This is a genomic window from Priestia koreensis (assembly GCF_001274935.1).
GTDB classification, from domain to species: domain Bacteria; phylum Bacillota; class Bacilli; order Bacillales; family Bacillaceae_H; genus Bacillus_AG; species Bacillus_AG koreensis.
The window spans coordinates 331,972-345,464 of the sequence record NZ_LILC01000037.1; the positions used below are offsets into that span (position 1 = coordinate 331,972).

Below are 13,493 nucleotides of genomic sequence, written 5' to 3' on the forward strand. Positions count from 1 at the left end.
TTCTAAGCACGTAAACCTAGTTAGGAAAGGTAGTGAACATCTTGGGATCGTTCTTTAAAAATTATCGATCTTCCCTTCTATTGCTAGCCTCCATCATCATCGGCGGAGCCGCAGGACTTTTATTTGGAACCAAAACATCCATTGTAAAGCCGTTTGGGGATTTATTTTTAAATCTTATGTTTATGATTATTATTCCACTCGTTTTCTTTAGCATTTCGTCAGCTATTGCCAATATGGATGGAGTAAAACGTTTCGGAAAAATTATCGGAAGTATTTTTCTTGTGTTTGTTGTTACTGCTATTGTTGCAGCGGTTATCGGTTTTGCCGGAACTTCTGTGATGAACCCTTTAGCTCATACAGATGTATCAGCGTTAAAAGAATTAATGGAGAAGACTGATGTTTCTAAGCCGTCTGAAGATGTATCATTTTTAGCTCAGCTTGTTAACACCTTTACTGTTTCCGATTTTTCGATGCTGTTCTCAAAATCTAACATGCTACAGCTCATCGTTTTTTCTGTTTTATTTGGTTTTGCGACCGTTTTAGCAAAGGAAAAAGGGAGACCTGTAGCAGCTTTCTTATCATCTGGATCGACAGTAATGATGAAAATGGTCAATGTCGTAATGTATTACGCACCAATTGGTCTTGGATGTTATTTCGCATCTGTGATTGGTGAACTTGGCCCTCAAATTCTCGAAGGATATGTAAGAGCATTTATCTTATATTTAATCCTAGCCGTTATTTATTACTTTGGTTTCTTCACCCTTTATGCATTTATTGCTGGTGGGAAATTAGGCGTAAAAGTTTTCTGGAAACACGCATTAGCGCCTTCTGTTACAGCTATTGCAACGTGCTCTAGCGCTGCAAGTATTCCTGTAAATTTAACGTCTGTTAAAAAGATGGGTGTACCGAATGATATTGCAGAAACGATTATTCCATTAGGTGCTAATACACATAAAGACGGTTCTGTGTTCGGTGGCGTGTTAAAAATCGTTTTCTTGTTCACTTTATTCGGAAAAGATATGACAAATTTCACAAACATTTTAAGTATCTTAGCCGTTGCATTCCTGGTAGGAGCCGTTATGGGTGCAATTCCTGGCGGAGGAATGATTGGTGAAATGCTGATTTTAAGCGTTTTTGGTTTCCCACCAGAAGTATTACCAATTATCGCTGTCATTAGTACGATTATTGATGCCCCTGCAACGTTGTTAAACTCTACAGGAAACACTGTTTGTGCAATGCTAGTTACGCGACTAGTAGAAGGGAAGAATTGGTTAAAACAATCATTTCATTCATCAAAAAACATAGCTTCTTGATCGAAAAGGCTGATTACCCATGGGTGATCAGCCTTTTTATTTTATGATGAACTGAGAAGCGTTTTTAAAACCTCTAACACTGTCTTCATTTACTACTATGCATTTTTATTCGATGCAATTACTATTTCAATATTTATCCAACTGATTTTTATGACCGTCCTTCTCAAATGATATTGACTTATAAAAGTTACTATTATATATTCATTTCGGTAGATGTATGACATCAGACCCTCAAATTGGATGTTATAATAAAAAAACAATTCCTTCATCGTGTTATGCTATACGTACATACCAGGCTTACATGAAAATAGTCCCTTAAGGGCAAAAGAATAGTATCCTCTCTTTTAAAAAGAAACCTCAAAGATAAAGTTTGTGACAAGCTCATTATTCTTAATAATGACTGTATATAAATATAAAAGGTACTGGAGGCTAAAATGAAATACTTAATTGCAATTATAGGATTACTGGTCGTGTTAGCATTAGCTTGGGTCGCAAGTAAAGATCGTAAGCGTATTAAGTACAAGCCGATCATTTTAATGATCGGCATTCAACTCGTTTTATCGTATGTGTTATTAAATACACGCTTTGGCTTAGTTATTATCAAAGCGATTGCAGCTGTCTTTGATAAACTTCTAGCATACGCTGGTTCTGGTGTGGATTTCGTATTCGGAGGGATTGCTAACAAAGGACAGGCTCCCTTTTTCTTAAGTGTATTACTCCCTATCGTCTTCATTTCGGTCTTGATCGGAATTTTTCAGTATTTCAAAATACTTCCATTATTCATGAGAGGCATCGGATTACTATTAAGCAAAGTAAATGGTATGGGGAAACTAGAATCCTATAACGCAGTAGCTTCTGCTATGGTAGGACAATCTGAAGTATTTATTACAGTAAAAAAGCAACTAGACAAACTTCCTGAACACCGTCTATATACGCTTTGTGCTTCTGCTATGTCTACGGTTTCGATGTCAATCGTTGGTGCATACATGACGATGATCGAACCAAAATATGTTGTAACCGCAATCGTAATTAATTTATTTGGTGGCTTTATTATCTCTTCTATTATTAACCCTTACGAAGTAGATGAAAAAGAAGATATTCTAGAAATTCAAGACGAGCACAAACAAAGCTTCTTCGAAATGCTCGGAGAGTATATCTTAGACGGATTCAAAGTTGCCATTATTGTTGGTGCAATGCTAATCGGATTCGTGGCACTAATCGCTGCTATTAACAACGTATTTGACCTTGTGTTTGGTATTAGCTTCCAAGAAATTCTCGGCTACATATTCGCTCCATTTGCTTTCCTAATGGGGATTCCAGGATCTGAAATCGTCAAAGCCGGTGGAATTATGGCAACAAAACTCGTAACGAATGAATTTGTTGCGATGATGAGCCTAACAGACATCGCAAACGGACTAAGTAGTCGTACTGTTGGAATCATCTCCATCTTCCTCGTATCTTTCGCTAACTTCTCCTCGATCGGAATTATTGCAGGAGCAGTAAAAGGACTAAGCGAAAAACAAGGAAACACAGTAGCACGATTCGGACTAAAACTTCTCTACGGCGCAACACTAGTAAGCTTCCTATCAGCCGTTATCGTAAGTTTCATTCTTTAATTCATCACTAAAAGCACTTCCTACAAAAAGGAAGTGCTTTTATTTTATTACGCCCCCAAAAAAGGACCTCCCAGCCCGCAACGCAGGGCAATGTCTACTACTCACAAAGCCCTTCTCTCTCAAAAAAGTGCCTCTGAAATCTCCCTCAAAAAAAGGCTCCAGCCCGCCACGCAGGGCGATAGCACTCACCCACAAAAGCCCTTCCCTCTTAAAAAAACTCCTCCGAACTCTCCCTTTAAAAAAAGGCTCCAGCCCGCCACGCAGGGCGATGAAACCTACCCACAAAAGCTCTTATCTCTCAAAAAAGCGCCTCCGAACTCTCCCTCAAAAAAAGGCTCCAGCCCGCCACGCAGGGCAATAGCACTCACCCACAAAAGCCCTTCTCTCACAAAAAAACTCCTCCGAACTCTCCCTCAAAAAAAAGGCTCCAGCCCGCAACGCAGGGCGATAGAAAGCACCCACAAAGCCCTAAAAGGTTCACATAAGCGGATGGTGACAGCCCGTAAGGGAGGTCGCCATCCGCTTATGCTTGAACAAAACCCCCTAACAGCTCTTCCGTTAGGGGGTTTTGTTCAAGTGGATCCTAAATTATACGTGGGATTTTTGGAAGGCGGTGATGCTTCTGTACTCGTCCTTCAACACGCGAGAAACACGTACAAAAATAGGAGCTAACTCCTTATAAATCTCCACATTCTCTGGATTTGGCGTATGATGATTCGTTGTTCCAACCATCTCTTTCACCACATCCAATGAATCAATCTCCCCTAAACCATACAAACCTAAAATGACAGCACCTAAACAAGAACTTTCAAAACTCTCCGGAACCGAAAGCTTTTGATTGAAAATGTCAGCCATCATCTGTCTCCACAGTTCAGAACGGGCAAACCCTCCCGTTGCCTGAATCTGTGTTGGCTCACCAATCAACTCTTCAAGCGCTAGCAATACTGTGTAAAGGTTAAAAATAACCCCTTCTAATACAGCACGAATAAGGTGTTCTTTTTTATGATGCAGGCCTAAACCAAAGAAAGATCCTCTAGCGTTTGCATCCCATAAAGGTGCTCGTTCACCAGCTAAGTATGGATGGAATAATAGTCCGTCCGCACCTGGCTTCACTCTTGAAGCAATTTCAGTTAGAAGGTCATACGGGTCCATACCAAGACGTTTTGCTGCTTCAACTTCTGAAGCACCTAATTGATCTCGAACCCAACGGAAAATCATTCCCCCGTTGTTCACAGGACCACCGATTACCCATTTATCCTCTGTCAGCGCATAGCAGAAAATGCGTCCTTTTGGATCTGTTACAGGTTTATCTGTGACTGTGCGAATTGCTCCACTTGTCCCAATTGTCACCGCTACAACGCCTGGGTCGATAGCATTAACACCGAGATTTGATAATACCCCGTCACTTGCTCCGACGATGAATGGTGTGGAAGGGTTTAAGCCCATTTCAACAGCAAAATCTTGATCTAACCCCTCGATCTTGTAAGTAGTAGGCACTGGATTAGAGAGACGATCAGGAGTAACACCCGCTACATGAAGAGCCTCTTCATCCCAGTTCAGTTCTTTCAAATTAAACAGTCCTGTCGCAGAAGCAATAGAATAATCAATGACGTATTCATTAAACAATTTATAGAAAATATATTCCTTAATCGAAATAAATTTATGTGCCGAAGCGAATAAGTCGGTTTTTTCATGACGTAACCATGTTAATTTGGATAACGGTGACATTGGATGAATTGGTGTTCCCGTACGAAGGTAAATTTCATGACCGTTCCATTCATCCTTAATTTTCTCCGCCCATTGGGCACTTCTGTTGTCCGCCCATGTAATACAATTCGTCAATGGCTTTCCTTGTTCATTCACTGCAATTAAGCTATGCATCGCAGAGCTAAATGAAACGAATAAAATATCATCTGACGAAACATCTGACTTTTGAATAACTTTTTTTACCGTCTGAATAACAGCTTGAAAAATTTCTTCAGGATCTTGTTCTGCTGTAAGCGGTGTTGGAGAAAACAACGGATATTCGATCCCGTGTCTAGCCACCATTGATCCGTCTTTACGAAAAAGAACGGACTTCGTGCTTGTTGTACCGATGTCAACGCCAATCATGTATTTCTGACTCATATCTTATTCCCCCTAAAAACATCCTGCTTGTTTGAAAGCCTTTTCAGGTATGAACGAAAAATAGAGAAGCAATCGAACTTCTCTATTTTTGTTCTAGGGCTATTTTTAAAACACTATGTTGAAAAGGCCTCTTATTTTTTAACGACGCTATGTCCACCAAATTCGTTGCGTAGTGCTGCTACAACTTTACCTGTGAACGTATCATCTTCTAATGAACGATAACGCATCATTAAGGAAAGTGCAATAACTGGTGTCGCTGTTTGAAGATCTAATGCTTCTTCTACTGTCCATTTTCCTTCACCAGAAGATTGCATAACACCACGGATGCCTTCTAGCTTCGCATCTTTTGAGAATGCATTTTCTGTTAATTCCATTAACCATGAACGAATAACTGAACCATTGTTCCAAACGCGTGCTACTTTTTCATAGTCATAATCGAACGGGCTTTTTTCTAATACTTCAAAGCCTTCAGCGATTGCTTGCATCATGCCGTACTCAATTCCGTTATGAACCATTTTTAGATAGTGTCCGCTTCCGCTTTCACCAGCATATAGGTAACCGTTCTCTACGCAAATGTCTTTGAAGATTTGCTCTACTGTTGCGAATGCTTCTTTGTTTCCACCGATCATTGTGCAAGATCCGTTACGAGCACCTTCCATACCACCACTTGTACCTACGTCTAGGAAGTGAATGCCAGCTTCTTTTAATTCTGCTGCACGACGTAAAGATTCTTTATAGTTAGAGTTTCCTCCATCGATTACGATGTCGTTCTCATTTAATAACTCTTTTAATTCTACTAAAACATTTTCAGTAATAGGGCCAGCTGGAACCATTACCCATACTACTTTTGGGCTTGATAGCTTAGAAACTAAATCTGCTACAGAAGATGCCCCTGTTGCGCCTAAGTCAGAAATTGTTTTTACTGCTTCTTGATTTACGTCAAAAGCTACTACTTCGTGTTTATTGTCTAATAGATTTTGAGATAAGTTGTATCCCATTTTACCTAAACCGATAATTCCTAATTGCATGTTAAAAAGCTCCTTCTGAAAAAAATTTTCGCTCTATCTCTATTATACGAAAATTTTTTCATATTGCAATCGCTTGCAAGAAATTTTTTTTCATATTACAATTTATGCTATACTTCATTTACGTAATTAGGCAAAGGAGAACGGTTATTATGACGCAGAATTGCTTAGGAAAAATACGGTCCCATTATGCACGATTTAGCGAAAAAGAAAAGCAAGTTGCAGATTTCATTTTAAAAAATCCTGAATCCATCATTCATAGTACGATTAATGAGTTAGCGGATGATTTAAATGTAGCTGAAGCAACTGTTTTCCGTTTTTGTAAGCGTATTGGGTTTAAAGGATATCAAGCAATGAAAATCGCACTTGCTTCTGAAGTCATGGCTCCTATCACACAAATACATGAGGAAATTAAAGAAGATGATAACGAAAAAACCGTGGCGGAAAAAATTTTCAAGTCGAACATTCAGACCCTTGAAAATACGCTTCAGATGCTCGATTATGATTCCATTCAAAAAGCAGTTCATCTTCTTTTAAAAGCAAATCGCGTTGAGTTTTACGGTACAGGTGGTTCATCAGTAATTGCGATGGATGCTTACCACAAATTTGTGCGGGCAGGAATTAAAGCGTTTTCTTTTACGGATTCCCATTTTCAAATCATGTCTGCTTCCCAGTTAGGTCCCGATGACGTTGCGGTTGTCATTTCGCACTCAGGAACGAATAAGGATACGATCAATATTTTAAACGTAGCGAAAAAAGCAGGAGCAAAAGCGATCGGTATTACTGGCTTTCCGAAGTCTCCTATTAGTCAAAAAGTAGACGTTGCGTTATTTACAAGCTCAGAAGAAACAGAATACCGCTCTGAAGCCCTTGCTTCACGTATAGGACAGCTCAGTCTAATTGACGCACTATATGTGAATATGATGATTTTAAACAAAGAGGAAGCCCAGAAATCGTTAGAACGAGTAAGAGAGGCGATTTCGGAAACACGTATTTAAAAGAACTTTGGGCATTTGAAGAGCTTATGATATAATCAACCAATCAAATATTTTATTATGTGGAGGCTTTATGCTCACTTTTGAAGAAAAATTAGCAGTTATTGAATCATTTGAAGAACTTACACGAAATAATGTTTCACTTAAACGAGTGAATTTTCAATATGAAGAAAGTGCGTATGATAAAAAGAACGTTGTTTATCATTTGCATCCAAACGGAAATGGCTTTGTTTACGCTGAGTTTTTAAGCGGATACGACGTTAACGACAAAGGAATGACTAACATTCGTGAGTTCTCAGCAGACGAACTACGTACGATCATTCAGCGATCTATTCAATCATTGGCTCCAAAGAGCGCAGCTGAAGCTGCCATTGTGGGCGATGAGAAAGAAGAGAAATGGGTTGGAGAAGGTGACCAAGTGCTCATCTTGTTACAAGAAGATGGTATGTGGAACATATACGCTGGCCTTAACCTTGATAATATGTTTAGCACGTATGAAGATGCGGCTGAATACTTAACAGAAGAAGGCTTCAAGCGCCTATAAGAAACAACCCCATGGAAAACTCCATGGGGTTTCTTTTATTCTTGACCAAGAAGACGAAACAGTTCCTTGCGTTCTTCCGCTGAGAATTCTCGCCATTCTCCGTCCTTCAAACCGTCTAAATGAAGATTCATAATGCGAATCCGTTCGAGCCTCATAACCTTGTGACCAAGTTCCTTACTCATGCGACGAATTTGCCGGTTAAGTCCTTGAGTAAGAACAATCGTGAACGTATGCTCATCAACACGAGTTACTTTGCACGGCTTCGTAATCGTTCCTAAGATCGCTACGCCCTCTCCCATTTTCCTCAAGAATTCATCATCGTAGGGGCGCTCTAACGTGACCACGTACTCCTTCTCATGATCATGCTCAGAACGCATAATACGATTCACGATGTCTCCGTCGTTCGTCATAATAATTAATCCTTGGGAGGCCTTGTCCAAACGACCAACAGGGAAAATCCGCTCAGGAAAATTCATAAAGTCCATAATATTTCCTTGGACATGTGGCGCTGCCGTACATGTAACCCCAACAGGCTTGTTGAGCAATAAATAAATCGGGTCTGCCTTTATAGGAATAGGCTGATGATCGATGAGCACAAGATCAGAAGCCTCTACCTCATCACCCGGCTCACAGATTCGTCCGTTAATGGTAATACGTCCTTCCTCTATTAGGCGGTCTGTTTGTCGCCTTGAGCAAAAACCCGTTAAGCTAACGTACTTATTGATTCTCATTTGATCTTTTTAATAAATACGACCTTCAAGTAATCCCCTTGCTTAAATTCTGTGATCGTTTTAAAGTCTTCAGGAAGCGTATGCTCTTCTAAAATTTTATATTTACCGTTCGTTTCTTTAAATGCCGCATCAATGAACGTCTTAAAACGATTCATATCAAAGTTACTTGCGTTTGTTGACGCAACAATTACCCCACCATTTTCTGTAATCGCAATTGTATCTTTTAATAAGTTTTTATAATCCTTCGCTGCACTAAACGTATGCTTTTTTGTTTTCGCAAAGCTTGGTGGATCTAAAATGACAAGGTCATACGATAAGTTCTTTTTCGCAGCAAATTTAAAATACTTGAATACATCATCTACAATAATATCCTGTGCTTCATAGTCGACACCATTTAAACTAAATTGCTCAATCGTTTTAGCGAGGCTTCGATTTGCTACATCGACGCTAGTTGTCTTACTTGCTCCACCGACTGCTGCAAATACGGAAAATGCACCTGTGTAGGAAAACATATTAAGAACATTTTTGCCTTTGGCATACACATCACGAATTTGTTTTCGAACGTTTCGCTGATCGAGGAAAACACCTACCATTGCGCCTTCATTTAAATAGACCGCGAAGTTTACACCGTTCTCTTTTACGATCAGCGGGAACTCCCCACGTTCTCCCGTCACAAAATCATCGTCTTCTACGTACTTACCCTTTGTATCAAAGCGTTTTTTCTCATAAATGCCTTTGAAGTCTACTAATCCTTTTAGCGCATTAATAATATCGTCCTTAAATTGATAAATACCTTCGCTGTACCAATTGATTACGTAGTAGCCATCAAAATATTCAATGGTTACCCCGCCAACACCATCGCCTTCACCATTAAATACGCGAAAGGCCGTTGTATTAGCATCCTCGAAAAAGGATTTTCGATTGGCAATCGCAGACTTTAATCGTTTATAAAAGAAAGATTGATCAATTACTTCTCCTTCTTTTCGACTTAACATCCAGCCGTACCCTTTATTTTGCTTCCCGTAGTATCCAATACCAATAAAGCGGTTTTTTTGATCGACTAAGTGGAGAATTGCTCCTTCTTCTTGTAGTTCTTCTACGTCTTGAAGAGCTTCTTTTTCAATAAGCGGATATCCTTTTTTGAATTTCTCAGCGTGTTTCGGCCCTACTACCATCGTATATTGATTTTGCATATTATCCATCCAATCTATAATTACTTGCTTTTTTCATCTTTTCCAATCACCTAATCGAATCATACCACTTTCTTCTTGTAAAGGTCGAATTGCTTTTTCATCTATCAAACCGTCAAAAAAAGAGATCGTATAAGACCGATCTCTTAAGAAGAAACAGCAGGTTTTACAGGAAATAGTTCACCGTTCGCTGTTTGATACACAACGTGTTCTCTCGTCAATTTCGTTGGCGAGTCTACGCCTGCGGCAGCTGCTAAATTGAATAACCCTTCACGTACGGATAAAACATAGTTACTAACCCGGTAAGATTTCTCTTCGACACTTAATGCTTTTTGTAACTTAGGATCGGTCGTAGCAACACCGACCGGACAATTATTTGTATGACATACTTGGGCTTGGATACACCCAACTGAAAACATAAAACCACGCGCTACATTGATAAGATCTGCTCCCAAACATAAAGCAATGGCCATTTTATCAGGCGTTAGTAGCTTTCCTGAGGCAAAGATTTTTACCTTATGGCGAATATCGTATTTAGTTAACAGTTCATCAACGATAGGAAGAGCTGAACGAATTGGAACGCCTGCTACATCTGCCAATTCATGAAAAGATGCTCCCGTTCCTCCCTCTCCCCCGTCTACTGTAATAAAGTCTGGTGTTACGTCATTTGTCGCCATGTATGAGATAAGCTCTTCTAATTCATTCGTATTCCCTACGACAATTTTAATCCCAACAGGCTTCCCACCCACTTCACGTAGTTGTTGAATAAAATCTAGCATCTCCTTTGGTGTATGAAACTCATTAAATCGGTTTGGGCTATCAATTGATTTTCCAACCTCTACGTTCCGGATTCGGGCAATTTCTGGCGTTACCTTTGCTCCATCTACGTGCCCACCTCTTGTCTTTGCTCCTTGTGCTAGTTTTAATTCGAATGCCTTAATTTCCTTCATGTCACTTTTCTTCTTAAAATCCTCCCACGAGAACTCCCCTTCTTTCGTTCGGACACCAAAAAGTCCGGGGCCAATTTGAAAGATAATATCTACGCCGCCTTTTAAATGATGATCTGAAAGACCACCTTCTCCTGTGTTCATCCACGCACCATGTGCCCGATGTAAGCCAATTGAGAGAGCCGTAATAGCACGGTCCCCTAATGCACCGTAACTCATTGCGGACTGCCCTACCAAGCCCTTAACGATAAATGGAGACCTGCACGTGTGCTCCCCAATAATAACTGCATTCTCATCCGTTAATAAAAAAGGAGCTGCCGTCGCATCCTCGCGATGTTCTTTACGTCGAAACAAATTGTCTTGGTCGATTTTATAGAGCTTCGTTTTTACCTTCGGCTCGTTATCAATGGCTAGCTCTCCTTTTTGCTTTGGAAACAATGAATTTCGAATAAAATAACCAGCTTCATCAAAATTTCGCTCAGAGCCAAACCCCATTATCCGCTCCTTGTATTTTCCAGACATCACCGTTTGCTGATAGTCATTTCGGGAAAATGGTTTTGCCTCATTGTTGTTTAGAAACAAATATTGACGTAATTCAGGACCCATCTTTTCCAAGATGTATCGCATCTTTCCTAATAGAGGATAGTTTCGTAAAACAGCATGCTCTTCTTGTCTTTCGTCTCTTCGCCATAAAACAAATAAAAAAATAGCTGGAAGTAAAATAGCTAACACAATAATAGCGGTTAACACAAATAATATGGCCGTCGTCATACTCACGTCTTCTGTTTCCCCCTTTTGGATCATCCAAATAATTCCTTCCTATGGTTTTTTACCACAAAATGTTATGCTCAAACTGAATTAACTAGACCAAAGGGCGAAAATAAAAAGACATGATCATCGTCATGTCTTTTTATCTCTTCTTAGAAGGTAAATCTATTAATCGCTTGCTGGAGATTTTGTGACATTGTGCTGAGAGAATCCGCTACCGCAGCAATTTCCTCCATTGAAGCACTTTGCTCTTCAGCTGATGAAGCAAGCTGATGGGTATTTCCAGATGCTTGTTCAGAAATTCCCTTCATTTCATTCATATTTTCAACCATTATCAACGATTGTTGACTGGTATCTGCGACTACCTCCGAAACTTGTTCCGATTGTGCTTGAACTTCAATCATAATATCTGCCAGCGCTTTGAAAGACTCTCCGCTTATCTTCACATTTGCCAATCCGTCTGTCATTGCTGAGGTGCTATCGTTCATTGACTGAACAGCTCGTTTTGTTTCAGACTGAATATGCTGAATGAGCTCTCGAATTTCCTCCGCAGCTTTTCCCGATTGTTCTGCTAGCTTTCTCACTTCACTTGCTACAACCGCAAACCCTTTTCCATGCTCTCCTGCACGAGCGGCTTCAATGGCAGCATTTAGTGACAGCAAATTCGTTTGATCCGAAATTTGCGTAATAAACGTTACAATTTGATCAATCTCTTTTGATTTTTTACCTAGGAAATTAACCACCTCTTGAGCAGATAAAATCTTCTCCTGAACATGATTCATCTTATCGACGGTTTCGAACACAATTTTATTTCCAGATTGGGCACTTTCATTTCCCTTTTCAATTAGCTGAGATACTTGCTTCATAGATTGTGAAGCTTCGTTCATTCCCGTCGAAACGCGACCAACAATTTCAGTCGCCTCCTGTGCACTTGATACCTGTCTCTCCCCACCCGTTGCTAGTTCTTGGGTAGAACGAGCAATTTGTTCCGTTGCACGGCTATTCTCCTCTGCGCTCGCCGTTAGCTCTTCTGAAGTAGCCGCCACCTGCTCAGAGCTTTGACGAATATCAGTAAAAATAACGGCCAGCTGATCAACCATTCCATTTAGTGACTTACCTAGCTGTCCTACTTCGTCATTATTAAGATACTTTGCATCAATCTTTGCACGCAAATTTCCATCTGCAATCTCTTTTACTACTTGTACTGCATGTTCAATAGGCTTTGTTGCGCTTCGTACAACTAGTACAACAACGAGAATGACAACTAGTAGCGTAACGACGATCATAATAAGAGAAGCATTTTGAATATCATAATAGTCCTTTAAAATAACGGATTTCGGAACAACTAGTTCAAATGTCCAATACGTATTATCTAGTCCTGTAGTCGAGATTGGTTGATAAATATGAATGTATTTATCATCATTCTCTTTCAATACTTTTCCTTTATTTAATTGATCACGGATCTTTTTTGATTCGACAAGTTTTAAATTTTTCTTCTCGTTTTCACTGTTTTCTACATAATGACCATTACTAGAGATTAAATTAGAATGGCCCCCAAGTGGCTTAATGCCTTCAATAAAGTCCTGTAACGAATTTAGTGCAAAATCGGCTCCGAGAATGCCGAGAAATTGCCCTTTATCGTCCAAAATAGGAACAATTAACGAAGTCATCGTTACACCATCATAGTCATACGGATCTAGCAACAGCGGTTTCTTTGTGTCTTTCGGAACTAAATACCAGTCCCCTTCTCCTTCTTTGTCATAATTATGAAGGGGAGTAACCGTGATTTTATCTCCTGATCGTACAACGTAAGGAAGCAAACGCCCCGTAGAATCATATCCCTCTTTATTTACGTACTGCTTGTCCTTTCCATCAAAGGCATTTGGTTCCCATATCGTATAGAGTCCCAAAAGCTGAGGCGTTGACTTTAATTTTGCCTCTAACAAAGCTATAACTTGTTCCCTGCTTAGCTGATTGTCTTGCCTTAACGTATTAATGGTTACATTGAGATTATCTAGCGTTTGCTTACCCGAATCTAGGAGCTGTTGCACTTTACCTGAATTCACAACAGCCTCCTGCTCAGCAAAAGCTTGTCCTTTCCCTAAGTTTCCTTTATATGTTAGCTGAAGCTCATATGCTACAGCTATTCCAAAGGAAATAAGCATTAGTAAGCTAATTAGTAAACTCATTCGTCGAGCCAGCTTTAGATTTTTAAACCAGTTCATCTTGTTCCTCCG

10 protein-coding genes are annotated in these 13,493 nt (G+C 39.8%); 4 read left to right on the plus strand and 6 right to left on the minus strand.

The annotated features are described in order from the left end of the window. Positions 1-41: 41 nt before the first annotated feature. Positions 42-1,313 carry a dicarboxylate/amino acid:cation symporter gene (locus AMD01_RS23055; RefSeq protein WP_053403796.1) on the plus strand — a complete coding sequence of 424 codons (1,272 nt, stop codon included), beginning with the start codon at positions 42-44 and terminating at the stop codon, positions 1,311-1,313. 434 nt (positions 1,314-1,747) lie between these two features. Continuing rightward, positions 1,748-2,929 (plus strand): NupC/NupG family nucleoside CNT transporter, encoded by a 1,182-nt coding sequence (locus tag AMD01_RS23060; RefSeq protein ID WP_053403797.1) that lies wholly within the window; start codon positions 1,748-1,750, stop codon positions 2,927-2,929. A gap of 588 nt (positions 2,930-3,517) precedes the next feature. Here the strand turns inward: AMD01_RS23060 and gntK are convergent. Beyond that, positions 3,518-5,041, minus strand: a complete 1,524-nt coding sequence (gene gntK / locus AMD01_RS23070) for a gluconokinase (RefSeq protein WP_211263422.1) — start codon at positions 5,039-5,041, stop codon at positions 3,518-3,520. 146 nt (positions 5,042-5,187) lie between these two features. After that, a complete protein-coding gene (gnd, locus tag AMD01_RS23075) occupies positions 5,188-6,084 on the minus strand; it encodes a phosphogluconate dehydrogenase (NAD(+)-dependent, decarboxylating) (RefSeq protein ID WP_053403800.1) in 897 nt (298 codons plus the stop codon). Between the two features lie 149 nt (positions 6,085-6,233). Here gnd and AMD01_RS23080 point away from each other — a divergent pair, with 149 nt between their 5' ends. After that, positions 6,234-7,079 carry a MurR/RpiR family transcriptional regulator gene (locus AMD01_RS23080; protein ID WP_053403801.1) on the plus strand — a complete coding sequence of 282 codons (846 nt, stop codon included), beginning with the start codon at positions 6,234-6,236 and terminating at the stop codon, positions 7,077-7,079. Between the two features lie 70 nt (positions 7,080-7,149). Then, positions 7,150-7,620: a hypothetical protein gene (locus AMD01_RS23085; RefSeq protein WP_053403802.1), complete on the plus strand. Its 471-nt coding sequence runs from the start codon at positions 7,150-7,152 to the stop codon at positions 7,618-7,620. 35 nt (positions 7,621-7,655) lie between these two features. Here AMD01_RS23085 and AMD01_RS23090 read toward each other — a convergent pair whose 3' ends face one another. The 4 genes from AMD01_RS23090 to AMD01_RS23105 form a co-directional block, all read right to left on the minus strand. After that, positions 7,656-8,351 carry a pseudouridine synthase gene (locus tag AMD01_RS23090; RefSeq protein ID WP_053403803.1) on the minus strand — a complete coding sequence of 232 codons (696 nt, stop codon included), beginning with the start codon at positions 8,349-8,351 and terminating at the stop codon, positions 7,656-7,658. Beyond that, positions 8,348-9,544: a class I SAM-dependent rRNA methyltransferase gene (locus AMD01_RS23095; RefSeq protein WP_053403804.1), complete on the minus strand. Its 1,197-nt coding sequence runs from the start codon at positions 9,542-9,544 to the stop codon at positions 8,348-8,350. Before AMD01_RS23095 ends, AMD01_RS23090 begins: the two co-directional genes overlap by 4 nt. Before the next feature lie 143 nt (positions 9,545-9,687). Continuing rightward, a complete protein-coding gene (locus tag AMD01_RS23100; RefSeq protein WP_053403844.1) occupies positions 9,688-11,259 on the minus strand; it encodes an FMN-binding glutamate synthase family protein in 1,572 nt (523 codons plus the stop codon). Between the two features lie 149 nt (positions 11,260-11,408). Beyond that, complete coding sequence (locus tag AMD01_RS23105; protein WP_053403805.1) at positions 11,409-13,481, minus strand: methyl-accepting chemotaxis protein; 2,073 nt, start codon at positions 13,479-13,481, stop codon at positions 11,409-11,411. Between the last annotated feature and the right edge of the window lie 12 nt (positions 13,482-13,493).

Excerpts from the sequence above, each read along its gene's own strand:
- AMD01_RS23060 (WP_053403797.1), top strand. The coding sequence starts at position 1,748 with ATGAAATACTTAATTGCAATTATAGGATTACTGGTCGTGTTAGCATTA.
- gntK (WP_211263422.1), bottom strand. The coding sequence starts at position 5,041 with ATGATTGGCGTTGACATCGGTACAACAAGCACGAAGTCCGTTCTTTTT.
- gnd (WP_053403800.1), bottom strand. The coding sequence starts at position 6,084 with ATGCAATTAGGAATTATCGGTTTAGGTAAAATGGGATACAACTTATCT.
- AMD01_RS23080 (WP_053403801.1), top strand. The coding sequence starts at position 6,234 with ATGACGCAGAATTGCTTAGGAAAAATACGGTCCCATTATGCACGATTT.
- AMD01_RS23085 (WP_053403802.1), top strand. The coding sequence starts at position 7,150 with ATGCTCACTTTTGAAGAAAAATTAGCAGTTATTGAATCATTTGAAGAA.
- AMD01_RS23090 (WP_053403803.1), bottom strand. The coding sequence starts at position 8,351 with ATGAGAATCAATAAGTACGTTAGCTTAACGGGTTTTTGCTCAAGGCGA.
- AMD01_RS23095 (WP_053403804.1), bottom strand. The coding sequence starts at position 9,544 with ATGCAAAATCAATATACGATGGTAGTAGGGCCGAAACACGCTGAGAAA.
- AMD01_RS23100 (WP_053403844.1), bottom strand. The coding sequence starts at position 11,259 with ATGACGACGGCCATATTATTTGTGTTAACCGCTATTATTGTGTTAGCT.
- AMD01_RS23105 (WP_053403805.1), bottom strand. The coding sequence starts at position 13,481 with ATGAACTGGTTTAAAAATCTAAAGCTGGCTCGACGAATGAGTTTACTA.